At 69.6% G+C, this 22,637-nt stretch carries 22 protein-coding genes; 13 read left to right on the top strand and 9 right to left on the bottom strand.

Annotated features, from left to right (window positions below; translation table 11 throughout):
- Positions 1–23: 23 nt before the first annotated feature.
- Together ACFQS7_RS00880 and ACFQS7_RS00875 are read right to left on the bottom strand one after the other, a co-directional pair.
- On the bottom strand, positions 24–1,241 hold the full coding sequence (locus ACFQS7_RS00880) for a hypothetical protein (RefSeq protein WP_380065132.1): 1,218 nt from the start codon (positions 1,239–1,241) through the stop codon (positions 24–26).
- Positions 1,242–1,352: 111 nt separating this feature from the next.
- Positions 1,353–3,299 carry an alpha/beta hydrolase domain-containing protein gene (locus ACFQS7_RS00875; protein ID WP_380065131.1) on the bottom strand — a complete coding sequence of 649 codons (1,947 nt, stop codon included), beginning with the start codon at positions 3,297–3,299 and terminating at the stop codon, positions 1,353–1,355.
- A 134-nt stretch (positions 3,300–3,433) separates the two neighbouring features.
- On the opposite strand from ACFQS7_RS00875, the gene ACFQS7_RS00870 reads away from it, so the two are divergent.
- The 12 genes from ACFQS7_RS00870 to ACFQS7_RS00815 all read left to right on the top strand — a co-directional run bounded on the left by ACFQS7_RS00870 (position 3,434) and on the right by ACFQS7_RS00815 (position 15,430).
- The gene (locus ACFQS7_RS00870; RefSeq protein WP_380065130.1) at positions 3,434–4,261 is read left to right on the top strand and encodes a CoA transferase subunit A; all 828 of its coding nucleotides are present in this window, start codon (positions 3,434–3,436) and stop codon (positions 4,259–4,261) included.
- Positions 4,258–5,010, top strand: coding sequence for a CoA-transferase (locus ACFQS7_RS00865; protein ID WP_380065129.1), 753 nt, complete (start codon positions 4,258–4,260; stop codon positions 5,008–5,010). The genes ACFQS7_RS00870 and ACFQS7_RS00865 overlap by 4 nt, the downstream gene beginning before the upstream one ends.
- Positions 5,007–6,245 (top strand): CaiB/BaiF CoA transferase family protein, encoded by a 1,239-nt coding sequence (locus tag ACFQS7_RS00860; RefSeq protein ID WP_380065128.1) that lies wholly within the window; start codon positions 5,007–5,009, stop codon positions 6,243–6,245. The genes ACFQS7_RS00865 and ACFQS7_RS00860 overlap by 4 nt, the downstream gene beginning before the upstream one ends.
- Positions 6,242–6,847 carry a hypothetical protein gene (locus ACFQS7_RS00855; protein WP_380065127.1) on the top strand — a complete coding sequence of 202 codons (606 nt, stop codon included), beginning with the start codon at positions 6,242–6,244 and terminating at the stop codon, positions 6,845–6,847. The genes ACFQS7_RS00860 and ACFQS7_RS00855 overlap by 4 nt, the downstream gene beginning before the upstream one ends.
- 288 nt (positions 6,848–7,135) lie before the next feature.
- Positions 7,136–7,918, top strand: a complete 783-nt coding sequence (locus ACFQS7_RS00850; RefSeq protein WP_380065126.1) for an ABC transporter ATP-binding protein — start codon at positions 7,136–7,138, stop codon at positions 7,916–7,918.
- Positions 7,902–8,612, top strand: coding sequence for an ABC transporter ATP-binding protein (locus ACFQS7_RS00845; RefSeq protein WP_380065125.1), 711 nt, complete (start codon positions 7,902–7,904; stop codon positions 8,610–8,612). The genes ACFQS7_RS00850 and ACFQS7_RS00845 overlap by 17 nt, the downstream gene beginning before the upstream one ends.
- A gap of 4 nt (positions 8,613–8,616) precedes the next feature.
- Positions 8,617–9,489: a branched-chain amino acid ABC transporter permease gene (locus tag ACFQS7_RS00840; protein WP_380065124.1), complete on the top strand. Its 873-nt coding sequence runs from the start codon at positions 8,617–8,619 to the stop codon at positions 9,487–9,489.
- Positions 9,490–9,496: 7 nt separating this feature from the next.
- Positions 9,497–10,513, top strand: a complete 1,017-nt coding sequence (locus ACFQS7_RS00835) for a branched-chain amino acid ABC transporter permease (protein ID WP_380065123.1) — start codon at positions 9,497–9,499, stop codon at positions 10,511–10,513.
- Between the two features lie 16 nt (positions 10,514–10,529).
- Positions 10,530–11,738, top strand: a complete 1,209-nt coding sequence (locus ACFQS7_RS00830; RefSeq protein ID WP_380065122.1) for an ABC transporter substrate-binding protein — start codon at positions 10,530–10,532, stop codon at positions 11,736–11,738.
- Positions 11,739–11,777: 39 nt separating this feature from the next.
- A complete protein-coding gene (locus ACFQS7_RS00825; RefSeq protein ID WP_380065121.1) occupies positions 11,778–12,974 on the top strand; it encodes an ABC transporter substrate-binding protein in 1,197 nt (398 codons plus the stop codon).
- A gap of 19 nt (positions 12,975–12,993) precedes the next feature.
- Positions 12,994–14,202, top strand: coding sequence for an ABC transporter substrate-binding protein (locus ACFQS7_RS00820; RefSeq protein ID WP_380065120.1), 1,209 nt, complete (start codon positions 12,994–12,996; stop codon positions 14,200–14,202).
- A 19-nt stretch (positions 14,203–14,221) separates the two neighbouring features.
- Complete coding sequence (locus ACFQS7_RS00815; protein ID WP_380065119.1) at positions 14,222–15,430, top strand: ABC transporter substrate-binding protein; 1,209 nt, start codon at positions 14,222–14,224, stop codon at positions 15,428–15,430.
- A 133-nt stretch (positions 15,431–15,563) separates the two neighbouring features.
- On the opposite strand, the gene ACFQS7_RS00810 is transcribed toward ACFQS7_RS00815, so the two are convergent.
- The 6 genes from ACFQS7_RS00810 to ACFQS7_RS00785 all read right to left on the bottom strand — a co-directional run bounded on the left by ACFQS7_RS00810 (position 15,564) and on the right by ACFQS7_RS00785 (position 21,059).
- Positions 15,564–16,331: an SDR family NAD(P)-dependent oxidoreductase gene (locus ACFQS7_RS00810; RefSeq protein WP_380065118.1), complete on the bottom strand. Its 768-nt coding sequence runs from the start codon at positions 16,329–16,331 to the stop codon at positions 15,564–15,566.
- A 4-nt stretch (positions 16,332–16,335) separates the two neighbouring features.
- The gene (locus tag ACFQS7_RS00805; RefSeq protein ID WP_380065117.1) at positions 16,336–17,283 is read right to left on the bottom strand and encodes an alpha/beta hydrolase; all 948 of its coding nucleotides are present in this window, start codon (positions 17,281–17,283) and stop codon (positions 16,336–16,338) included.
- 4 nt (positions 17,284–17,287) lie between these two features.
- The gene (locus tag ACFQS7_RS00800) at positions 17,288–18,070 is read right to left on the bottom strand and encodes an alpha/beta fold hydrolase (RefSeq protein ID WP_380065116.1); all 783 of its coding nucleotides are present in this window, start codon (positions 18,068–18,070) and stop codon (positions 17,288–17,290) included.
- Positions 18,071–18,073: 3 nt separating this feature from the next.
- A complete protein-coding gene (locus ACFQS7_RS00795; protein WP_380065115.1) occupies positions 18,074–19,345 on the bottom strand; it encodes an LLM class flavin-dependent oxidoreductase in 1,272 nt (423 codons plus the stop codon).
- 119 nt (positions 19,346–19,464) lie between these two features.
- Positions 19,465–20,373: a CDP-alcohol phosphatidyltransferase family protein gene (locus ACFQS7_RS00790; RefSeq protein WP_380065114.1), complete on the bottom strand. Its 909-nt coding sequence runs from the start codon at positions 20,371–20,373 to the stop codon at positions 19,465–19,467.
- A complete protein-coding gene (locus ACFQS7_RS00785) occupies positions 20,370–21,059 on the bottom strand; it encodes a phosphatidylserine decarboxylase (RefSeq protein ID WP_380065113.1) in 690 nt (229 codons plus the stop codon). The genes ACFQS7_RS00790 and ACFQS7_RS00785 overlap by 4 nt, the downstream gene beginning before the upstream one ends.
- A 49-nt stretch (positions 21,060–21,108) precedes the next feature.
- Between ACFQS7_RS00785 and ACFQS7_RS00780 the strand changes: the two genes are divergently transcribed.
- Positions 21,109–21,543 (top strand): hypothetical protein, encoded by a 435-nt coding sequence (locus ACFQS7_RS00780; protein WP_380065112.1) that lies wholly within the window; start codon positions 21,109–21,111, stop codon positions 21,541–21,543.
- On the opposite strand, the gene ACFQS7_RS00775 is transcribed toward ACFQS7_RS00780, so the two are convergent.
- Complete coding sequence (locus ACFQS7_RS00775) at positions 21,477–22,544, bottom strand: LysM peptidoglycan-binding domain-containing protein (protein WP_380065111.1); 1,068 nt, start codon at positions 22,542–22,544, stop codon at positions 21,477–21,479. The two genes, ACFQS7_RS00780 and ACFQS7_RS00775, sit on opposite strands and share 67 nt — an antisense overlap.
- Positions 22,545–22,637: the final 93 nt, after the last annotated feature.

Genomic DNA, 22,637 nt, shown 5'->3' with positions numbered 1-22,637 from the left:
CGACCCGGGGGCCGGCCGCGTCGTCAGACGAAGGCCGGCTTCTCGCCGCTGCCCAGCAGGAAGCGCCCCACCGTCTCCAGGTGCCAGGGCGTCGCCTGCAGGTGCTGGGAGACGCTCATCGCGTCACGGAATCGGCGCTCGAAGGCGTTGGCTTCCAGCACCGCGGTGGTGCCGGCGGCGCGATAGCAGGCAATCGAGACATCGGTCGCCTGGCGCATCACGGTGGTGGTCGCCAGGCGCAGCGCGACCCGCGTCTCCATCGCCAGCGCGCCCTGCGCCACCGCCTCGTCCCAGGCCTGCCGCACAGTGCCGAGCAGGTACATCCGGCAGCCGCGCAGCGTCGCCTCGAGCTGGGCGATCTCCGACTGCACGCAGTGGTTCTCCGCCATCGGCTGCGCCCCGGCGCGGGCCGTCTTGCCGCGGGCCAGGGTGACGTAGCGGCTCAGCAGGCCGCGGGCGACGCCGAGCGCGGTGGCCGAGAAGCCGGTCGCGTAGCAGAGGTGGGAGGTGATGGCGGTGACAGGCCGGTGGTCGCGCCGAAGCTCGAACCGGTCGCGCACGCAGGCATGGGTATCCGGGACGAAGAGGTCGTGGACCTCGTAGATGTCGCTGCCGGTGCCGCGCAGGCCGAGCGAGTTCCATTCCGGCGTGACCTTCGCCTGCCCGCGCGGGAAGAGCACCGTGACGTCCTCCGGCTTGCCCTCCGGCGAAAGGCGGGGCGAGCCGTCCGGGTAGCATGCCGGCAGGTGCGCGCCGAGCAGGGTGCAGTGCCGGTTGCCACTGGCGAAGTCCCAGGCGCCGGTGACGCGGTAGCCGCCGTCCACGATCACCGCCTTGGCGCGGCCGTGCCGGGCGCCCCAGGCCAGTGCGGCGCGGCGGTCGCCGAAGCAGGACTTCACCACCTCCGGCGCCAAGTAGGCCGAGGCGGTCATGGCCGAGACATTGCCCTGGCAGACGCCCCAGGCGGTGCTGGCATCGCCGATGGCGATCGCCTCGCAGACCTCGGCGAAATCGGGCAGCGGGATGTCGCCGCCGCCGATCGAGCGCGGCAGCAGCAGCCGCAGGAAGCCGTTGTCGAGCAGCGCCGCGACCACCTCCGGCACCAATTCCTTGCCCTGCTCGATGGCCGGGCCGCAGGCTTCCAGCATTGGGATCATCGCCCGGGCGCGGGCGACCGGGTCGGCACCCGACAAGGCCGTGGGACGTTCCAATTGCACGGTGCCGAGTTCGGCTGCGGCCATGATCGAGGACCTTCCCTGGGTTTGAGCGGACGCTAAGCAGGCACTCGGCCAGGGTCAAGGCAATCGACCGACCAAGACATCCCGAAGGACGCAGCCGGCGGCACCGCGGGCTTATCGCCGCAGCCGGGCGAGGGTATCGGCCTCGGCCGCCGCGACGATGGCGGCCGCGTCCTGCGGCAGCAGCAGGCGCTCGGCCACCAGCCGCGTCGCCGCAGCCTGCACCGCGGCGACATAGGCGGCAGGCGCCGCATAGCGCTCATCAATCGAGGGCCGCGGGTCGTCGGCCGCCAGCCGCTCCGCCCTGCTGGCGGCGAAGGGCAGCACCGCGCCGGTATTGTAGCAGAGCGCGCCCTCGGCGAAGCCGGCGGTGCGGGGGTTCCAGCCGGTATAGGTCGCCCTCGGCGCCTCGATCACCGGAGCGCGGACGCCGCCGATGGCATTGCCGTCGGCATCCACCCGGGGCAGCAGCACGGCGTATTCGCCCTTGACCACGGGCGGGACGACGCCGTTGTCCACCAGTTGCGCCGGGCCGAAGGTGCCGCGGTATCCCAGCGCCGGGATCGCCGGGTAGAGGCCGGCGGCGGGCAGCAGGGTGCCGGCGGCGCGGTTCGGGTAGCGGCTGGCGGGCGGCTCGACGCCCTCGCGCTGCCAGGCCTCCAACGCCGCCAGCAGGGCCCGCATCGGCGCGCCGGCCTGCAGCGGGTTCACCGGCAGGGCGCAGCGGTCGATCGGCTGCGCCACCGCCTGGGCCGCGGCGTAATGCGGGTGGCCCGTCATCATGTAGGCGCGCACCTCGGGCGGCAGGTCGAGGTGGTTGCCCTTCGTGTCGGTGACCAGCAAGGACGCGCGGGCGCCCCAGAATTCGTATTCGCTGTCGGTCTGCATGATGCGCGGGCAGGTATTGGTGGTCCGGCAGCGGGCGAGCAGGCCGTCGCGCCGGCCGGTCAGGTGGTCCTCGCTGGTCGCATAGGTGAAGGGGAACTGGTCGGCCGGGTAGTGCCGGTCGCCATGCGGCGTCGGGTTGCGGCCGGGCTGGGCGAAGCGGGCATTGGTGAAGCTCCGCCGCGTGCCAGGGATGTGGGCCAGCATGGCGCCATAGACCTGGCGGCCGCGCTCGTCCTCGTTGAAGCCCTGATACAGGTAGTCCCGCACGAAACGGCCGGACTGGGAAACGCCGGTCAGCACCGCCTGGTCCACCGTGCCGCGCTGCCCTTCGGCCAGCGGGTTGGCCGGCCCCTTCTCCCGGCGCAGGAAGGCGCCGATGTCGCGGAAGGCGGCGAAGGCCATGCCCTGCACCACCGGGTCCTTCGCGGTGTAGATCATCTCGTACAGCGCGCCGGCGTCGAAGCCAGCGGGGCGGGTGATCTCGACGCGCTGCGGGTCGAGGAACCGGAAGGACAGGCCGGCCGGGGTCTGTCGCGCATCATCCGCCTGGGCGCGGACGGTCAGCGTCGCGCCGTCGGCGGCCGCGGCCGGGTAGGTCAGCGGCACGGTCACCGGGCTGCGGGCATGGTCGAACAGGAATTCCTCGCGCGACAGGCCGGTGACGCCCGGCACCACCGGCGCCGCCAGCCGCAACCCCTGCCCCGCCGCGACATCCGCCTGCCAGCCGATCCAGGCGAGGGTATAGCCCTGCCGCATCAGATGGCCGTTGCCCGGGTCGGTCCCGCCGGACAGGAGATTGGCCCCCGGCGTGTCGTTCATCAGCTGGCCGATGATCTCCCGCCCCCGGTTGGGCACTTCCAGCAGCAGCGTGCCGTTTCCGCGGACGGCCTCGGCCGGACGGAGGATGACGACATCCGCGATCGCCTCCACCTTGCCCGCGGCATTGCGCGGGGCGAGCGCGAGATCGGCGATGACGGCGTTGCGGGGCTCGCCCGGGTCGAGCGTGATGGTCGCCTTGGCCAGGATCCGCTCGTAACGCCCGGCCGCGCCGAATTCCTGGCCACCGAAGGCCGCGGTGGCATTGCCCTGCAATTCGAACCGGGTCACCTCGGCGTGCACCGGCGCGATGGCGAGCAGCCCGGCGGTCAATAGGCCAGCGGTCCTAATAGCCATAGATGCTTCCTCCTGGACCGCCAGCCTAGCCCAGCCCGGACGTTACGTCAGGCGGTCGCGGCTGGACGGATTCGCCCCCCGGGCGTTTCCCCCAAGGGTCCGCTGCTCTAGGGTGCGGCCCCGGAGGAACGCCGATGACCACCCCGATCAGCCTGGAGGCGATGGCCGCGAGCGTGCCGGATGGCGCCCTCATTGCCCTGCCGCCCGATAATTCCTTGCCATCCGTGGCCCTGGCCAAGGCCTTGGTTCGCCGCGGTGCCCGCCGGCTGCGGCTGTTGGGCGTCCCGGTCGCCGGCTTCGCCGCCGACCTGCTGATCGGCGCCGGCTGCGTCGCCGAGATCGAGACCAGCGCCGTCTCGCTCGGCGAGGCCGGCTTCGCGCCGCGCTTCTCGGCGGCCGTCCGTGCCGGCACGCTGGTGGTGCGCGACTGCACCTGCCCGGCCGTGCACACCATGCTGCAGGCGGCCGAGAAGGGCGTGCCCTTCATGCCGCTGCGCGGGGTGATCGGCAGCGACATCCTGGCGCACCGGCCAGACTGGAAGGTGATCGCCAACCCCTACAGCGAGGCCGGCGAGGACCCGATCGTGCTGCTGCCGGCCATCTCGCCCGACTTCGCCATCTTCCACGCCGCGATGGCCGATGCCGAGGGCAATGTGTGGCTCGGCCGCCGCCGCGAATGCGCCACCATCGCGCATGCCTCGAAACAGGCACTGGTGACGGTGGAGCGCGTGGTCCCCGGCAATTTCCTGGAAGATGAGCGGCTGGCCGCCGGCACCATCAACGCGACCTACGTGACCGGGATCGCCATCGCCGAGCGCGGCGCGCATCCGGTGGCGCTGCTCGACGAATACGGCAGCGATGCCGCCTATGTCGCCGACTATGCGCGGATGGCGAAGACCGAGGCCGGCTTCGCCGAATGGCTGGCGCGCGAGGTCTTCGGGCAGCAGGCCGCGGCGGAATGAGCGACATCCGCCCCGAGGAACGCCTCGCCGCCGCGCTCGCCCGGCTGATCCTGGCGCCCGATGCGCCGCCGGCCCGGCATATCGCGGTCGGCGCGGCCTCCCCGCTGCCGGCCGCGGCCTGCTGGCTGGTGAAGAAGCTCGGCCATCCGGTCCGCCTGTCGCTGCTGCACAAGCGCAGCGGCAACCCCTTCACGGAAGGTACGCGGGAGCTGTTCGACCTGACCGGCCAGGGCCGGATCGACCTGTTCTTCCTCGGCGGCGGGCAGATCGACGGCCGCGCCAACCTCAACCTGGTGGGGACCGGCGCATGGCCCGGCCAGGCGGTGCGCTTTCCGGGGTCGTTCGGCTCGGCCTTCATGTATATGATGGCACACCGGACCATCCTGTTCCGTGAGGAACACTCGCCCCGCGTATTGGTCGAGCAGGTGGACAATATCTCCGCCAGCGGCGTGAACGAGCCCGGCGTCTACCGCCGTGGCCATGCCCAGGCGCTGGTGACGGGGAAGTGCGTCTTCGCCTTTCACCCGGACCGGGCGCGGTTCTCGCTGCTGAGCCTGCATCCGGGCGAGACGGTCGAGAGCATCCGCGCCGCCACCGGCTTCGGCTTCGACGTGCCCGACGACGTGCCGCAGACGCCCGATCCGACCGACCAGGAGCTCACGCTGCTGCGCGGTGCGGTCTGCGACGAGATGCTTGAAACCTACCCGGAATTCTGTGCCCGCGTGTTCGACAGGAAGATTGCCGCATGACCGACTCCCCGCCCATGATCGAAGGCAAAGGCCTGGCGCGCTCCGCCGGCGCCCTCGCGGGGCTGCGCGTCATCGACCTGACCCGCGTGCTCGGCGGCCCCTATTGCACCATGGTGCTGTCCGACCACGGCGCCGAGGTGGTGAAGCTCGAACCGCCGCAGGGCGACGAGGTGCGCGACTGGGGCCCGCCCTTCGACGATGCCGGCGACGCCAGCTACTTCGTCGGCGTCAACCGCAACAAGCGGTCCGTGGGCCTGGACCTGTCCAAGCCCGCCGGCCGCGACGTGCTGCTGCGCCTGCTCGAAGGCGCCGATGTGCTGGTCGAGAATTTCAAGCCCGGCTCGATGGAGAAATGGGGCCTTGGCTATGATGCGGTGCTGAAGGTGCAATTCCCGCGCCTGGTGCATTGCCGCGTCTCCGGCTTCGGCGCCACCGGCCCGCTGGGCGGCTTCCCGGGCTATGACGCCGTGTTGCAGGCCATGGTCGGCCTGATGTCGATCAACGGCACCGAGACCTCCGGCCCGACCCGGCTCGGCAACCCGATCGTCGACATCGCCACCGGCCTGTTCAGCACCATCGCCATCCTGATGGCGCTGCAGGAGCGCGAGCGCAGCGGGCTGGGCCAGTATTGCGACATGACGCTGCACGACTGCGGCATGGCGCTGCTGCACCCGCATGCCGCCAATTTCTTCCTGAACGGCAACCGGCCGAAGCCGACCGGCAACCCGCACCCGAATCTGGCGCCCTACTCCAAGTTCCGTACCCGGACCTGCGAGATCTTCGTCGCCGCCGGCAACGACCCGGCATTCCGGAAGTTCTGTGAGTTCCTCGGCTTCCCGGAGATGGCGAAGGACCCGCGTTTCGCCAGCAACGGCGCCCGCGTGATCAACCGTGACGCGCTGACCGAGGTGCTGGAGAAGCGCTTCGCCGAGGAGGACGGGCACGACCTGACCCGGCGCATGCTGGCCGCCGGCCTGCCGGCCGGCCCGGTGCTGCATGTGGACGAAGCGATGGCGGCGGAGCATACCGCCCATCGTGCCATGGTGACGGAGCTCGGCGGCTATCGCGGCCTCGGCACCCCCATCAAGCTGTCCCGTACCCCGGGCGGCACGCGGGCGGCGCCCCCACGTTATGCAGAGCACACCGATGCGGTGCTGTCGGCGCGGGGTTTCTCGACGGAAGAACTGAAGGCGCTGCGCGCGAGTGGTGTCCTGGTGGAGCAACGACGCAAGTGAGTGACACCATGACCATGACCATGACCGAACGGCCGCAGACCATCCCCCTGCTGCGGCTGATCCCCGTCGAATCCCGCGCCGCGGTGCGGACCTTGTTCCGCACCTGGCACGCCGCGCTGGCGACCGACCAGCGCTTCTCCTCGCTGCGCAAGGCGGCGGCGGCGGATGTGGCCGAGGCGGCCGAGGCGGTGCGCGACGGCTTCGAATGGCGCGCAACGCTGCGCCCCACCGGCCTGCCGGCCGGGCTCGACTTCAAGATCCGCCTGCTCGACAAGTCGGCCTCCTACACGCCGCTCGACCGCAACAACCCGGCGGCCTTCGGGCGCGACCCGACCAATGGCGACACCTACGTCCTGCGCCAGTGGTACGACACCAAGCGGATCGGCAGCCGGGCGCTGAATGCCGAGATCCTCGCCGGGCTCGACGCGCCGCCGACCGCCGAGCTGGTGCATGCGCCGTCGCAGCCCAACCCGGGGCGTGGCCGGCTGTATCTGATCGTCGCCCGGCTGACCGACCCGCCGGCGGAGATCGCCCAGCAGACCTTCGACGCGCTGGCCGGCTTCCACCGGGTCGCTGCCGTGGCGCGTGAGACCCTGATCTGACGCCATCGGGTCCAGCCGGGTCGGGGCGGGCAGCACGGGACGGCTGACCCGATACCCCACCCCAATTCCCCGGATCCGCAGCCCCGTTCCGCACAGGTTTGGTGGCTTGCGCCGCGCGCGCCGGCCCGGTCTAATGCCTCCCAGTCCAGGAACGAAAGCCGCCGGAGACCCGCAAAGGGCTCATGACGTGGCTCAGGGAGGTTGCATGCTTCGCCCCCATGGGCCGCTCGCGCGGCCCCTATCCGTCGCCGCGCCCCGGCGCGGCGGTTCGACCTGAACGGCCGCCGCATGGCGTTGCTCGAGGTCCAGGACATCGTCATCCGCTTCGGCGGCGTGACGGCCGTCGCCGGCGTCTCCTTCGATGTGGCGGAACGGCAGATCTGCGGGTTGATCGGCCCCAACGGTGCCGGCAAGACCACCACCTTCAACTGCATCAGCGGCATCTACCGGCCGAATTCGGGTGCCGTCCGCTTCAACGGGCAGGACATCACCGGCGAGCCGAAGCACCGCATGACCGGCTTCGGCATCGGCCGCACCTTCCAGAACCTGGCGCTGTTCCGCAGCATGACGGTGCGGGAGAACGTGCTCGCGGGCGCCCATTCCTCCGGCCATACCGGATTCATCGCCAGCGCCTTCGGCCTGCCGCAGGTGCGGCGCGAGGCCGCGGACGCCGCGGCGCATGCGCGCGAGTTGCTGGCGCTGCTGGACCTGGAACGCGTCGCCGACGCGCCGGTGGCCGCCCTGCCCTTCGGCTGGCAGAAGCGCGTCGAGATGGCGCGCGCCTTGATCAGCCGGCCGAAGCTGCTGCTGCTGGACGAGCCCGCCGGTGGCCTCAACCACGGCGAGGTCGACGAGCTGGCGGTGCTGCTGGGCGAGATCCGGCGCAACTTCGACCTCTCGATCCTGCTGGTCGAGCATCACATGAGCCTGGTCATGCGCGTCTCCGACAAGGTCGTCGCGCTCGACTTCGGCAAGAAGATCGCCGACGGCACGCCGCAGGAGGTGCGCAGCGACCCCGAGGTGATCCGGGCCTATCTGGGTGGCGGGGACACGCATGCCGACGCTGCTTGAGGTCAAGGGCCTGAAGGCCGGCTACGGCCATGCGCATGTGCTGCATGGCCTCGATTTCCGGGTGGAGGAGGGCGGCGTCACCGCGCTGCTCGGCGCCAATGGTGCGGGCAAGACCACCACGCTGCGCGCCATCTGCGGCATGGTCCGCACCGAGGGCGAGATCCGCTTCCAGGGCGATTCGCTGGCCGGCAAGGCGACCGAGGACATCGTCCGCCGCGGCATCGCGCATGTGCCGGATGGCCGCGGCACCTTCATGGAGCTGACGGTCGAGGAGAATTTCCGCCTCGGCGCCTATATCCGCAACGACGACAAGGTGCAGGCGGATTTCGACCGACTGTGCGAGTGGTTCCCCCGGCTGCAGCAGCGCTGGAAGCAGCAGGCCGGCACGCTATCGGGCGGCGAGCAGCAGATGCTGGCGATCGCCCGCGCGCTGCTGCTGCGGCCGAAATTGCTGTTGCTCGACGAGCCAAGCTTCGGTCTTGCCCCGCTGATCGTGCAGGAGATCTTCGGCATCATGCGTCGCATCCGCGCCGAAAGCGGCGTCGGCATCCTGCTGGTCGAGCAGAACGCCAACCTGGCGCTGGAACTCGCCGACCTCGCCTACCTGCTGGAGACCGGCAACATCGTCATGTCCGGCATCGCCGCCGAGATCCGGCAGGACGAGGCCATCCGTCGCTCGTACCTGGGGTACTGACACCATGGATGGATTTGCGCACCAGATCGTCGCCGGCATCGCCACAGGTGGCATCTACGCCTCCGTCGCGCTGGCGATCGTCATGATCTACCAGGCGACGCATCATGTGAATTTCGCGCAAGGCGAAATGGCGACGCTCTCGACCTTCATCGCCTGGTCCATGGTGCAGGCCGGCATGCCCTATTGGGTCGCCTTCTTCGGCACCGTGGTGGTGTCCTTCGGCATCGGCGTGGTGGTGGAGCGCATCCTGATCCGCCCGGTCTCCAATGCGCCGGTGCTGACCCTGGTCGGCGTCTTCATCGGCTTGCTGCTGATCGTCGGCAATGCCACCGGCTGGATCTTCGGCTACACGACGAAGGTCTTCCCCACCCCCTTCACCAGCGACAAGCCGCTGTTCGGCGGCCTGGTCTCGGCGCATGAGCTGGGCAGCACGGTGGTGACGCTGACCGTGCTGACCCTGGTCTGGGCCTTCTTCCGCTTCACCAAGCTGGGCCTCGGGATGCGCGCCGCGGCCTACAACCCGCGCTCGGCGCGGCTGGTCGGCATCCGCGTCGGCTGGATGCTGGCGCTGGGCTGGGGCATGGCGGCGGCGATCGGCGCGGTGGCGGGAATGATGGTGGCGCCGGTGGTCTTCCTCGACCCCACCATGATGCTCGGCATTCTACTATACGCCTTCGCCGGCGCGCTGATGGGCGGCATCGACAACCCGGCGGGCGCCGTGCTGGGCGGCTTCTCGGTCGGCGTGCTCGAGAATCTAGCCGGAGCCTATGTGGTCGGCACCGAGCTCAAGCTGACGGTGGCGCTGGCCATCATCATCGGCGTGCTGGTCGTGCGTCCCTCCGGCCTGTTCGGCCGCGTCGTCTTCAGCCGGGTGTGAGACCGTCATGAGCGCAAGCAAGGGCCTCGACTCCGCGGTCGAACTCGGCGCGATCGCCGCCCCGGCCGCCACCCCTGCCTGGCAGCGGGCGCTGCTGGTCCTGCTGGGCTTGGTTGCCGCCATCGCGCCGATGTTCATGCTGGAGAGCTTCCATCTCTTCCAGCTGACGATGGCGGTGATCATGGCGCTGGCGGTGCTCGGGCTGAACATCGTCTCGGGCTACAACGGCCAGATCAGTCTCGGCCACGGCGCCTTCTTCGCCGTCGGCGCCTATATCACCGCCATCCTGATGTCGCATTGGGATTGGTCGTTCTGGGCGACGCTGCCCTTCTCCGCGGCGATCTGCGCCGCGGTGGGCTTCGCCATCGGCTTTCCGGCGCTGCGGCTGGCCGGGCATTACCTGGCGCTGACCACCTTCTCGCTCGCGGTAGCCGTGCCGCAGATCCTCAAGCACAAGTCGATCGAGGACTGGACCGGCGGCGTGCAGGGGCTGTTCCTGGTGAAGCCCGAAGCCCCGGCCGGCATCGCGCTGTCGCCCGACCAGTGGATGTACCTGGTCACGGTCATCGTGGCCGGTGCCTGCTTCCTGCTGGTCGCCAACCTCATCCGCAGCCGCATCGGCCGCGCCCTGATGGCGACCCGCGACCACCCGACCGCGGCCGAGGCGATGGGCATGGATATCGGCTCGCTGAAGACCAAGGCCTTCGCGGTGAGCGCGATGATCACCGGCATCGCCGGCTCGCTCTCGGCCGTCGCCATCGAATTCGTGGCGCCCGACAGCTTCGGCTTCGGCGTCTCGATCACGCTCTTCGTCGGCATGGTGGTGGGCGGCGTCGCCTCGATCCTCGGGTCGCTGTTCGGCGGCCTGTTCGTGCTGTTCGTGCCGAACATCGCCGAAGCCATCAGCAAGGCGGCGCCGGGCGTGATCTACGGCATCATCCTCATCGCCTTCCTCTTCCTGCTGCCGGACGGCTTCGCCGGCCTGCTGCGGCGCGTCGCCAACCGGCTGCGCGGCCGCGCCTGATCCCTGGAGTGACTGCATGACCACCACACGTCGCATCGTCCTCGGCGGGGCCGCCGGTGCGCTGGCCCTGCCCGGCATCGTCCGGGCGCAGGAAAGCCCCGGCGTCACCGCGACCGAATTGCGCATCGGCACGACCTATGCGCTGTCCGGCCCGGCCTCCTCCTATTCGCTGATCCCGAAATGCCTGACCGCGATGTTCAAGCGGCTGAACGAGCAGGGCGGGATCGCCGGGCGCCAGGTGAACTTCACCGTGCTCGACGACGCCTACAGCCCACCGAAGACGCTGGAGCAGGCGCGCCGGCTGGTGGAACAGGACAAGGTCGCCTTCCTGTTCAACAATCTCGGCACGCCGACCAACAGCGCCATCCACCGCTACATGAATGCCCGCAAGGTGCCGCACCTGTTCCTGGCGACCGGCGCCGACAAATGGGCCAACCCGAAAGACTATCCCTGGACCATCGGCTGGCAGCCCAGCTACCGGACCGAGGCGCAGATCTACGCCAAGTACATCCTGGAGCAGAAGCCGAACGCCAAGATCGGCCTGATCTTCCAAAACGACGACTTCGGCAAGGACTACGTCAACGGCACGCGCGACGTGTTGGGCGCGCGGTTCGATTCGATGGTGAAGCTGGTCTCGCATGAAGCCACCGACGCCACCATCGACAGCCAGATCGTCTCGCTGCAGGCGGCCGGCTGCGACGCGCTGATCTGCGGCATCATCCCGCGCTTCGCCTCGCAGGCCATCCGCCGGGTCTTCGACCTGGGATGGAAGCCGCTGATGTTCATGAGCAACGTCTCTGTCTCCGGCTCCGTCGTCATCGAGCCGGCGGGCAAGGAGAAGGCGGTCGGCCTGATCACCTCGGACTACCGCAAGGACCAGTCCGACCCGTCCTGGGCCGACGACCCCGGCATGAAGGAATGGCGCGACTTCATGGCGCGCTACATCCCGGACGGCGACATGGGGGACAACAACTACACCTATGCCTATGGCGTCGGCCTGACCCTGTTGCAGGCGCTGAAGCAGTGCGGCAACGACTTCTCGCGCGAGAATATATTGAAGCAGGCGACCAGCATCGCGCCGCTGGAACTGCCGACCCTGCTGCCCGGCGTGAAGGTCGGCACCAGCCCGAACAACTACCACCCGATCCGCCACATGCAGCTGCAGCGCTGGGACGGCAAGGGTTGGGTCCGCTTCGGCAATGTCATCGAGGGCGCCAACGTGTAGCGACACGCGCGCCCCCAGAGGGAGTGGGGGAGAAACGAGATGCTCGGAAGAAGGCATGTGTTGATGGCGGCGGGGGCCCTGGCGGCGCCGGCGGTGGCGCGTGCGCAGGAGACGCCGGGCGTCACCGCGACGGAGATCCGCATCGGCAGCACCAACTCGCTGTCCGGACCGGCATCCGCCTATAGCGTGATCTCCCGCCTGCTGACCGGCATGTTCAAGCGGCTGAACGACCAGGGCGGCGTGGCCGGGCGGCAGGTCAACTTCATCGTCTACGACGATGCCTACAGCCCGCCGAAGACGCTCGAGCAGACCCGGCGGCTGATCGAGCAGGACAAGGTCGCCTTCCTGTTCAACAGCCTCGGCACGCCCACGAACAGCGCCATCCACCGCTACGTCAATCAGCGCAAGGTGCCGCATCTGTTCCTGGCGACCGGCGGCGACAAGTGGGCCAACCCGAAGGACTATCCCTGGACCATCGGCTGGCAACCCAGCTACCGGATCGAGGCGCAGATCTACGCCAAGTACTTCACCGAGCAGAAGCCTGGCGGCAAGGTCGCGCTGCTCCACCAGAACGACGACTTCGGCAAGGACTACTTGAACGGGCTGAAGGACGTGCTCGGTTCGCGCTTCGACCAGCTGGTCCGGATCGCAACCTATGAGGCGACCGACCCGACCGTCGATAGTCAGGTGGTGCAGCTGCAGGGCGCCGATATCCTGGTGATCGCCGCTGCGCCGCGCTTCGCCGCGCAGGCGCTCCGGCGGGTCTACGAGATCGGCTGGAAGCCGATGACCTTCGTCACCAATGTCTCGGTCTCCTCCGCGGCGGTGATGGTGCCGGCCGGGGCCGATCGCGCCATCGGCGCCATTACCTCGGATTTCCGCAAGGACCAGATGGATCCGGCCTGGGCCGACGATCCCGGCATGAACGAGTGGCGCGGCTTCATGCGGCAATACCTTCCGGATGCCGACCTGACCGACAACAACTACACCCTGGCCTATGGCTTCGGCACGACCATGATCCGGACGCTGCAGCAATGCGGCAAGGATTTCAGCCGGGAGAACGTGATGCGCCAGGCGACCAGCCTGGCCCCCTTCGAGGTCGGCACGCTGCTGCCCGGCATCACCGTCTCGACCGCGCCGGACAACTACCATCCGGTCCGGCAGATGCAGCTCACCCGCTGGGACGGCAAGGGCTGGGTCCGCTTCGGCAATATCATCGAGGGCGCGAATGTCTGACGCCGGGAGGAACGCGGCCATGTTGACCAGACGCCACCTGCTGGGCGCGGCCGGCGCTGCGCTTGCCGCACCCGCCGTCGCGCGGGCCGAGGACGCACCCGGCGTCACCGCCACCGAGATCCGCATCGGCAACACCATGCCCTATAGCGGACCGAACAGCGCCTATGGCGTCATCGGCCGCACCGAGCAGGCCTTCATCCGCATGCTGAACGAGCAGGGCGGCTTCAAGGGCCGCAAGATCAATTTCGTCACCTATGACGACGCCTTCAGCCCGCCCAAGGCGGTCGAGCAGATCCGCCGCCTGGTCGAGCAGGACAAGGTCGCCTTCCTGTTCAACACGCTCGGCACGCCGACCAACAACGCCGTGCTGCGCTACGTCAACCAGCGCAAGGTGCCGCACCTGTTCCTGGCGACCGGCGCCGACAAGTGGGGCAACCATCAGGACACGCCCTGGACCATGGGCTGGCAGCCCAGCTACCGGACCGAGGCGCAGATCTACGCCAAGCACCTGCTGGCCGAGCGGAAGGAGTTCAAGCTGGCGATCGTCTACCAGAACGACGATTTCGGGAAGGACTACCTCGCCGGGATGCGCGACGTGCTCGGCGCCGCACGGTTCGATACGACCGTCAAGGCGGTCTCCTTCGAGATCACCGACCCGACCCCGGACAGCCAGATCCTGTCGCTGCAGTCGACCGGCGCCGATGTGCTGATGATCGCGCTCGGCCCCAAGGCGGCGGCGCAGGCGATCCGCAAGGTGCACGACATCGGCTGGCAGGCGCAGCGCTACCTGACCAACGTCTCGCTGTCGGTCGCCGCGGTGATGCAGCCGGCGGGCGTCGAGAAAGGCATCGGCATCATCACTTCAGGCTACCTGAAGGACCAGGGGGATGCCGCCTGGCGCGACGACCCTGGGATGAACGAGCTGCGCGCTTTCACGAAGCAATGGATGCCGGAGGCCGACCTGAACGATGCCAACGTCGTCTACGGCTACGCACTCGGGCGGACCCTGCAGCAGTTGCTGGGCCAATGCGACGGCAATTTCTCGCGGGAGAACGTGATGCGGCAGGCGGCCAGCTTCAAGGATGTGGCGATCCCGGTCCTGCTGCCGGGCATCACCTTGAATACCGGCCCGCAGGACTACCGGCCGATCCAGAAGATGCAACTCCAGCGCTGGGACGGTGCATCCTGGGTGCGGTTCGGCGGCCTGATCGAAGGTGCGGACGTCTGACCAACAGGGAGAAGGAACCATGATGCCGACCCGCCGCCATCTGCTTGCCGCCGGTGCCGCCTCCTTGGCATTGCCGGCCATCGCCCGCGCCCAGGAAACGCCTGGCGTCACCGCGACCGAGATCCGCATCGGCAACACCATGCCCTATAGCGGCCCGGCCAGCGCCTATGGCGTCATCGGCCGCTCGCACGGCCACTTCTTCAGGATGATCAACGAGCGGGGCGGCATCGCCGGGCGCAAGATCAACTTCATCTCCTACGACGACAACTACAGCCCGCCGAAGACGGTCGAGCAGGTCCGCCGCCTGGTCGAGCAGGACAAGGTCGCCTTCCTGTTCAACACGCTCGGCACGCCGACCAACAGCGCCATCGTGCGCTACGTCAACCAGCGCAAGGTGCCGCACCTGTTCCTGTCCACCGGGGCGGACAAATGGGGCAACTTCCAGGAAACGCCCTGGACCATCGGCTGGCAGCCCAGCTACCGGACCGAGGCGCAGATCTACACCAAGCACATGCTGGAGCAGAAGCCGAACGCCAAGCTTGCGCTGCTGTACCAGAACGACGATTTCGGCAAGGACTACGTCACCGGCGTGCGCGACGTGCTCGGTGCGAAATTCGACAGCACCGTCCGCCTCGCCAGCCACGAGGTCACCGACCCGACCATCGACAGCCAGGTCGTCTCCCTGCAGGGCAGCGGCGCCGACGTCCTGCTGACCGCGACCACGCCGAAATTCGCCGCCCAGACCATCAAGAAGGTCTTCGATGTCGGCTGGCGCCCGCTGCATTACCTGACCAACGTCTCGATCTCGGTCGGCACGGTGATGGAACCCGCGGGGCCGGAGCGCGGCATCGGCATCATCACCTCGGCCTATCTGAAGGACCCGACCGATCCGGGCTGGGGCAATGATGCCGGGATGAACGAGTGGCGAGCCTTCATGACCAAATACGTCCCGGACGGCGACCTGAAGGACGGCAGCTACCCCTTCGCCTATGGGATAGCGCAGACCCTGATAAAGGTGCTGGAACAGTGCGGCGGCAATTTCTCGCGCGAGAGCGTGATGAAGCAAGCGGCCAGCCTCAATGACTTCATCCCGGCCACCACCCTGCCGGGCATCAAGGTCAGCACCTCCGCCACCAATTTCCACCCGATCAAGCAGATGCAGTTGCAGCGCTGGACCGGTGCCACCTGGGAACGCTTCGGCGGGGTGATCGAGGGCGCCAACGCCTGATCGCAACCGCGCGGGGGACGGATATCAGGATGGGGCCGGACGAAGGCCCCACCCTGTCCCCCCGCCTTCGCGGCCGCTGTATCGGCTTTCCTACGTCCTACGACGTTTCCGGCCGCGCGGGTTTCACGCCGCATCAGCGGGCGGTGTAGCCCCCATCGACCTGCCAGCAAGACCCGGTAACGAAGCCGGCACGGTCCGAGCACATCCAGACCACCGCCTCGGCGATCTCCTCCGGCGTTCCCATCCGCGCCATCGGCACCCGCGCCATCAGCGCCTCGCCACGCCGACGCACCGTCTCCTCGGTCATCGGCGTCTCGATATAGCCGGGGCAGACCGCGTTGACCCGGATATTCTCCGGCGCATGGTCGATCGCCGCGGCCTTGGTCAGCCCGACCACGGCATGCTTGCTGGCGACATAGGCCGCCGAACCGCCGGACCCGATCAAGCCGAGGATGGAGGCGGTGTTGACGATGGCGCCACCGCCCTGCTTGCGCATCTGGCCTACCTCATGCCGCAGGCAGCGCCAGACGCCGTGCAGGTTGATGTCGATCAGGCCGAGCCAGGAGGCCTCCTCCAGGTCCGCTGCCAGCACGCCGGCCGAGTTCAGCTGGTAGGGCGCCACCCCGGCATTGTTGAAGGCGCAGTCGAGCCCGCCGAAGGCGTTCACCGCCGCCGCCACCATGGCCGCCACCTGCGCGTCGTCGGTGACGTCGCAGGCGATCGCCACGGCCTCGCCGCCCGTGGCCTCGATCGCCGCGACGGTCGCGCGGGCGGCCTCCAGGTTGCGGTCGGCCGCGGCGACCCAGGCTCCTTCGCGCACGAAGGCCAGCGCCGCGGCGCGGCCGATGCCGGAGCCCGCGCCGGTGATCAGCGCCGACTTGCCGTCGAGCATACCCGCCATGCGCTCAACCCCCCGCCCAGTGATGCGCCAGGGACAGCGCGGCCTGGCGCAGCGCGAGGTCCGAGGCCGGGATGAATTTGCCCATGCCGAGGAAGGCATGCAGCTGGTCGGTCATGTGCACCGCGGTGACACGTACGCCGTCCGCCTCAAGCCGCCTGGCGTATTCGATCCCCTCGTCGACCAGCGGATCGTAGCCGGCGGTCATGACATAGGCGGTCGCCACGCCCTGCAGGCTCGCGGCGCGCAAGGGGCTGGCCTGCCATTCGACGCGCCGCGCCGGATCCGGCGTGTAGTGGTTGATGAACCAGCGCATGGTCTTGTCGGTCAGGATCAGGTTCTCGGTGAAGCGCTGATAGGCCGGCCGCTCCCCCGCCATGTCGGTGGCGGGATAGAGCAGCATCTGGAAGCCCACCTTCGGCGCCGCGCCGTCGCGCGCCATGATGGCCAGCACGGCGGCGAGATTCCCGCCGGCGCTGTCGCCGCCGACCGCGATGCGGTTCACGTCGATCCGCAGCATCGCCGCATTCGCCGCGACGAAGCGCAGCGCCGCGGCGCAATCGTCCACTGCCGCCGGATAGACATGTTCCGGCGCCATGCGGTAGTCGACCGCGACGACGCAGCAGCGCGCCGCATTGGCCAGCACGCGGCACATCTGGTCATGGCTGTCGAGATCACCGATCACCCAGCCGCCGCCATGCAGGTACAGCAGGCAGGGCAGCAGATCGGCCGCCGCGCTGCCGGCGGCGCGGTAGCGGCGCAGCTTCACCGGGCCGAGCGGGCCGGGGCAAGTCAGGTCCTCGACCTCCGCCACGGGCTCCGGCTCCGGCTGCATGACGGCGCGCGACTTCGCCGTCGCCTCCCGCGCCTCGGCCGGCGTCAGCATGTGCAGCGGTGGCCGGCCGAGTTCCTTGATGAGGTTGAGGACGGTGACGGCACCGGGATCAAGCGGCATTGGATCATCCCACCCAGGACAGTATTGCGTCCGCCACCATATCCGGCCGGTCGAGTTCGGCCAGGTGGCCGGCGCCGGGGATGGTGCGAATCTCGTTCGGGCCGCCGAGCGCGCCGGCGATGCGCACGGCATAGCGGTGCGGCAGCACGCGGTCCTGCTCGCCCCACAGCAGCAGGGTCGGCGCCTTGATGAGCGGCAGGCGCTTGTCCAGCCGGGTATTGCCCAGCGGCCAGAAGATGCGCGCCGCGGCCTCGACCGCGCGGGTCTGCTCGATCGGCCATTCGACGCTGTTGGCGCCTTCCGGCACCGCCTTCAACGCGCGCCAGATCTCCGGGTCGGCGCACATCAGCCCGGCCACCTGGTCGGCTCGCTGCGCCCAGGGGTCGAGCGGCGGGTCGGCCTCGTCATACAGGCCGAAGGGGGCGATGAGTGCGAGGCGCCGCACGCTGTCGGGCCAGAGCGCCGCCATCTCGGCAGCCATCGAGGCACCGACGGACGAGCCCGCGAGGTCGGCGCCATCCAGCCCGGCGGCCTGGATGACCTGCCGCACCGCCAGCAGCCAGTCGAGATGCGTGTCCAGCACGCTGTGGCCACGCTCGCCGCCGGGGAAGCCGGGCAACGAGGGCACGATCACCGTCCGATGCTCGGCCAATCGATCAAGGAACGGCACCCAGCGCGGCAGTCCGCCGAAGCCGGCGAGGAAGCCGAGCGGCGCGCCGCTGCCCTTGCGCCAGACGCGCGTCGGGAAGCCATTGATGTCGACGGTCGAAACCGCTGGCTCGCGCATGGCCTATTCAGCCGCCAGCTTGGGCGCGACACCAGGCAGTTCGGCGCGCTCGGCCGGCTGCATCGGCTGCGGCCACCAGCGATCCTCCCATTCGGCGAAGCGGTCCTTCAGCCGTGGCATCACCTTCTCGGCGAAGATCTTCGTGTTGTACTGGGTCAGCGCCTTGTCCATGTTGCCGAACTGCATCAGCAGCATGAGGTGGCCGACGTTCAGGTCGTCGGCCAGCGCATTGAGCTGCTCCACGACCTCGTCCGGGGAGCCGATGACGACATAGCCGCGCTCGACGAAGTCGGCCATGGTCATGCCGCGGTTGGTCTTGTCGCCCATGATCAGCGACTGCGCATTGGCCGCCTTCCTCACCATGCTCTCCAGCCCCGCGCGCTGCGTCGCCTCGGTGCTATAGCCGGCGGGCGCGGCGAAGCGCGGGTCGACATGCAGGCAGCGGTTGAAGAAATACTCGGCCGCTTCGGTGTAGAGCTCGATCGCCTGCTCGCGCGTCTCGGCCACCGCCACCACCTGGGCGAAGCCGGCGCGGTAGGGGTTCCGGTCCTTGCCCAGCCGGTCCATCTCGGCCCAGAAGCCGTCCATGGTCGCCTTGCCGGCCTTGTAGCCGTAGTAGGACAGGTAGCAGTAGACGTAGTCCATCTCGGCGCACCACTGCCAGGTCTCGACCGAGCCGCCGCCGGGGATCCAGATCGGCGGGTGCGGCTGCTGCACCGGGCGCGGCCAGATGTTGACGTAGCGCTGCTGGTTGAAGCGGCCGTTGAAGGCGAAGGTGTCCTTCTCGGTCCAGGCCTTGATCACCAGGTCATGTGCTTCGAGATAGCGCTCGCGCAACTGGCTCGGGTTCTGGCCATAGGCGAAGCAGGTATCCATCGGCGTGCCGACCGGGAAGCCGGCGATCAGCCGGCCGCCGCTGATGACATCCAGCATGGCGAATTCCTCGGCCACGCGGGTCGGCGGGTTGTACAGCGCCAGGCTGTTTCCCATGACGCAGATCGGCACCTGGCTGGTGCGCCGCGCCAGCGCCGAGGCGATCAGGTTAGGGCTCGGCATCAGGCCGTAGCCGTTCGAGTGATGCTCGTTGACGCAGATGGCGTCGTAGCCGCAGTCGGCGGCGTACTCCAGCTCGTCCATGAAGTCGTTGTACATCAGGTGCGCCCGCTTCGGATCGAAGAGCGAGCTGTGGATGTCTACCCAGACCGAGGGATGCTTCTCCCGGAAGTCGTCCGGGAGATCGGTATAGGGCATCAGGTGGAACCACATCATCTTCATGGCCGACCCTCCGATCGCGGGCAGGCCTGCGCAGGGCGGCCGCCTTCTGGCGGAAAGCCTAGCCTGCTATTGGTTCCGCTTGGAAGGCCCAGCTGCAGACCGATCCATGGCCGGTCCGCTCACCCGTTCGCGCGGCCGTCCTGGCCGTTGACGACCACGGGCTCCAGCAGCGCCTCGGCCTCCCGCTTCAGCCGCGCATAGCTGCGCACCGAGAAGAACAGCATCCCGGCATACAGCAGGCTCGCCACCGCCAGCGCCGCCCAGGGCTCGGTCAGCAGCACCGCGACATAGGCGCCGACGCCGAGCAGCAAGGGCAGCACGTATTCCGCCGGCACCTTGAAATTCTTGAAGCTCCAGGCCGGCAGGGTGGAGACCATCAGCCCGCCCACCACCACCAGCAGCACGCCAGAGAAGGCCGGGTGCCGTGCGGCGGCGGCCAGCCCCGGCAGGTTCCACTCGGCGAAGGCCAGCGCCGCGAACATCGGGAACAACGCCAGCCCCGCCCCGGCCGGCGCCGGCACGCCGGTGAAGAAATTCTGCGCATAGGCCGGCTTCGGCGCCGGGCCGGTCAGCGCCAGGGCCGGCGCTTCCTCGAGCGAGGCATTGAACCGCGCCAACCGCAGCGCGGAGCACACCGCGAAGAGCAGGCAGGGCGCGAAGCCGAGCCCGCGCGCATCGTGCAGCGTCCACATGTAGAGGATCAGCGCCGGCGCCACGCCGAAGCACACGAAGTCCGACAGGCTGTCGAACTCGGCGCCGAACCGGCTGGTCGCCTTCAGCAATCGGGCGATCCGGCCATCGAGCCCGTCGATCGCCGCGGCGACGACGATCAGTACCGCCGCCTTCGCCCAATCCGCATCCAGCGCCACGCGGATCGCGGTCAGCCCGGCGCAGAGGCCGAGCATGGTCAGGATGTTGGGGATCAGCCGGTTGAAGGATGGCCCCTGGTAGCGCGGCCGGGTGCGCGGCCGGAACCGGCGCAGCCGCCCGCGCAGGCCCGCCCCACGGGGTCCCGGGGTGCCGCTCACGGCAGGCCCCGCGGCGGCGCCAGGTCGGCGATCACCGTCTCGCCGCCGATCATGGTCTGGCCTTCCGCCACGACGGACCGGACACCTTCCGGCAGGTAGACATCGGTGCGGCTGCCGAAGCGGATGATGCCGAAGCGCTCGCCGGCGATGACCGCATCGCCTTCCCGGATGTCGCACAGGATGCGCCGGGCGATCAGGCCGGCGATCTGCACCACCGCCATGTCGCGGCCATCCGGCAGCTTCAGCGCGATGGCGTTGCGCTCGTTGTCGACGCTGGCCTTGTCGAGCGAGGCGTTGAGGTACTTGCCATGGCGGTAGGCGATGCGGGTCACCGTGCCGTCGGCCGGCACCCGGTTCACGTGCACGTCGAGCACGCTGAGGAAGATCGCCACCCGCCAGCGCGGCGCCGGGCCGAGGCCGAGCTCCTCCGGCGGCACCGCCTGCATGACGCTGACGACGTGCCCGTCCGCCGGCGCGAGGACAAGTTTTTCGCGCTCCGGCCGGACCCGCTTCGGGTCGCGGAAGAAGTACAGGCAGAACAGGGTGAAGAGCGTGCCGAGCCAGAAGAGCCAGGCGCCGAGGAATCCCCCGCCGACCAGCGCCACCGCGACGCCACCGATGATGAAGGGCCGACCCGCCGGGTGAGGCGGGGACAGCACGAGCCTGAGGCTGCGTCCGAGAGACATGGGCGCGGTTTATGGTGTGTTCACCCCTCTCGGGCAAGCTGCCAGCGTGATGCAGCCCTTGATCCTCGGTCCCTTCGCCGTCGCCCCGGACGGCGCCCTGCAGCCCCGGGACGCAGCCCAGGCCCCTGCCCTGAGCTTCCGCTGGCGCGGCCGGCGCTGCGAGGCCGCCCTGGCGGCGGATGGCGTGCATCTCGCGACCATCGCCGGCCGCATCCCCTCCACCGCCGAACCGGGCGCCAACCGTGTCACCGCCTTCGATGCGGTGGCGACCCTGCCGCGGACCCTGCCGCCGGGCTGGCGGATGCGGCTGCTGCCGGACCACCGGATCCGGCTGGAAGCGGCGGCGGATGCACAGCCGGCGCCGACCGCGACCAGCATGATCGCCGCCATGGTGCGCTTCGCCCTGGCGCTGGATCCCTATCTGGACCGGCTGGAGTCCGCCTCGGCCGGGCCGTCCGGCAGGCTGAACAACTGCCCGGGATAGATCCGGTTGGGGTCGCGGATCTGCTCCCGGTTCGCCTGGTAGATCACCGTGTAGCGGGTGCCGCGGCCATAGACCTTGCGGGCGATGCGCCAGAGATTGGCGCCGGGCTGCACCACCAGCCGGCCATCGGCCAGCACCTCCTCCTGCATCTGGTCGCGCTGGAAGGGCAGCTCGATCCGCGCCGCGACGCTGCCGGCGGCGGCCAGCTGGTCGACCCGCAGGGTATGGCGGCCATAGCTCGGCTGGTTGGCGGGGCGCAGCGCCCAGCGGCCAGCCGGGTCGGCCACCGCGTCGCCGGCATGGTCGCGCCCGACATAGACCCGCACGGTGGCCCCCGGCGGGGCGCTGCCGGCGAAGCGCATGCCGCCGGCCTCGTCGTAATCCACCACATCCAGGCCCAGCCGCTGGCGGCCGGACGCGGCCTCGGCCGGCGCCTGCAGCGGGCGCGGCGCCGCACCGGCCCCGGTGGGCGGCAGCAGCATAGCCACGGCACCGGATGTGTCCGGCCGGGCCACGGCGACCAGCGGCTCCGGCACAACCAGCAGCAGCGTGTCGCGGGAGCGGATCGGCGCGCCGCCGGGGCTGCGGGCGAGCAGCGACAGTTCTTTCGGCCCGGCCGTCAGCGGGTCGCCGGGCAGGATCACCCACTCGCCGCGGGCATCGGCCCGGGCGCGGCCGAGTTCCCGGCCGCTTTCCAGCAGTTGCACCTCGGCACCCGGCGCGGCGCTGCCGGCAGTCACCAGCGTCCCACGGGCGCCGACCCGGGCGATCTGGAAGCGCGGCACCTCGGCCGGGGCCACCAGTGTGGCGGGATCGACCAGGCCGGGTGTGGCGACCGGCGCCGGCGGCACCGGGGCGGCGGCCATGGGAAGGGGTTCCGTGCCGGGCTTGGGCCCGAAGCGCGGGAAGGCATCCGGCAGCATCACCCAGGCCGTCCCGACCGCCGCGACCGCGATCAGACCGACGAGGCCGATTCGCCCAAGATTGGTCGCTTCCGACATGATTGCCTAACTAGGCGCGAGTCCTGCCTTGCGGCAAGCGCAGGCTACCACGCCGACCGCCGATGTCCGGTGAACAGGTGCGGCGCAGTCCTG

Source organism: Dankookia sp. GCM10030260 (assembly GCF_042666655.1).
Classification (GTDB): Bacteria; Pseudomonadota; Alphaproteobacteria; order Acetobacterales; family Acetobacteraceae; genus Paracraurococcus.
Note: the sequence above shows the minus strand (reverse complement) of the source record. Positions and strands in the feature narration are given on the sequence as shown.

What these genes read in the sequence shown, in the direction of transcription:
- ACFQS7_RS00880 (WP_380065132.1), bottom strand. Translation starts at nt 1,241, where the DNA reads ATGGCCGCAGCCGAACTCGGCACCGTGCAATTGGAACGTCCCACGGCC.
- ACFQS7_RS00875 (WP_380065131.1), bottom strand. Translation starts at nt 3,299, where the DNA reads ATGGCTATTAGGACCGCTGGCCTATTGACCGCCGGGCTGCTCGCCATC.
- ACFQS7_RS00870 (WP_380065130.1), top strand. Translation starts at nt 3,434, where the DNA reads ATGACCACCCCGATCAGCCTGGAGGCGATGGCCGCGAGCGTGCCGGAT.
- ACFQS7_RS00865 (WP_380065129.1), top strand. Translation starts at nt 4,258, where the DNA reads ATGAGCGACATCCGCCCCGAGGAACGCCTCGCCGCCGCGCTCGCCCGG.
- ACFQS7_RS00860 (WP_380065128.1), top strand. Translation starts at nt 5,007, where the DNA reads ATGACCGACTCCCCGCCCATGATCGAAGGCAAAGGCCTGGCGCGCTCC.
- ACFQS7_RS00850 (WP_380065126.1), top strand. Translation starts at nt 7,136, where the DNA reads ATGGCGTTGCTCGAGGTCCAGGACATCGTCATCCGCTTCGGCGGCGTG.
- ACFQS7_RS00845 (WP_380065125.1), top strand. Translation starts at nt 7,902, where the DNA reads ATGCCGACGCTGCTTGAGGTCAAGGGCCTGAAGGCCGGCTACGGCCAT.
- ACFQS7_RS00840 (WP_380065124.1), top strand. Translation starts at nt 8,617, where the DNA reads ATGGATGGATTTGCGCACCAGATCGTCGCCGGCATCGCCACAGGTGGC.
- ACFQS7_RS00835 (WP_380065123.1), top strand. Translation starts at nt 9,497, where the DNA reads ATGAGCGCAAGCAAGGGCCTCGACTCCGCGGTCGAACTCGGCGCGATC.
- ACFQS7_RS00830 (WP_380065122.1), top strand. Translation starts at nt 10,530, where the DNA reads ATGACCACCACACGTCGCATCGTCCTCGGCGGGGCCGCCGGTGCGCTG.
- ACFQS7_RS00825 (WP_380065121.1), top strand. Translation starts at nt 11,778, where the DNA reads ATGCTCGGAAGAAGGCATGTGTTGATGGCGGCGGGGGCCCTGGCGGCG.
- ACFQS7_RS00820 (WP_380065120.1), top strand. Translation starts at nt 12,994, where the DNA reads ATGTTGACCAGACGCCACCTGCTGGGCGCGGCCGGCGCTGCGCTTGCC.
- ACFQS7_RS00815 (WP_380065119.1), top strand. Translation starts at nt 14,222, where the DNA reads ATGATGCCGACCCGCCGCCATCTGCTTGCCGCCGGTGCCGCCTCCTTG.
- ACFQS7_RS00810 (WP_380065118.1), bottom strand. Translation starts at nt 16,331, where the DNA reads ATGGCGGGTATGCTCGACGGCAAGTCGGCGCTGATCACCGGCGCGGGC.
- ACFQS7_RS00805 (WP_380065117.1), bottom strand. Translation starts at nt 17,283, where the DNA reads ATGCCGCTTGATCCCGGTGCCGTCACCGTCCTCAACCTCATCAAGGAA.
- ACFQS7_RS00800 (WP_380065116.1), bottom strand. Translation starts at nt 18,070, where the DNA reads ATGCGCGAGCCAGCGGTTTCGACCGTCGACATCAATGGCTTCCCGACG.
- ACFQS7_RS00795 (WP_380065115.1), bottom strand. Translation starts at nt 19,345, where the DNA reads ATGAAGATGATGTGGTTCCACCTGATGCCCTATACCGATCTCCCGGAC.
- ACFQS7_RS00785 (WP_380065113.1), bottom strand. Translation starts at nt 21,059, where the DNA reads ATGTCTCTCGGACGCAGCCTCAGGCTCGTGCTGTCCCCGCCTCACCCG.
- ACFQS7_RS00780 (WP_380065112.1), top strand. Translation starts at nt 21,109, where the DNA reads ATGCAGCCCTTGATCCTCGGTCCCTTCGCCGTCGCCCCGGACGGCGCC.
- ACFQS7_RS00775 (WP_380065111.1), bottom strand. Translation starts at nt 22,544, where the DNA reads ATGTCGGAAGCGACCAATCTTGGGCGAATCGGCCTCGTCGGTCTGATC.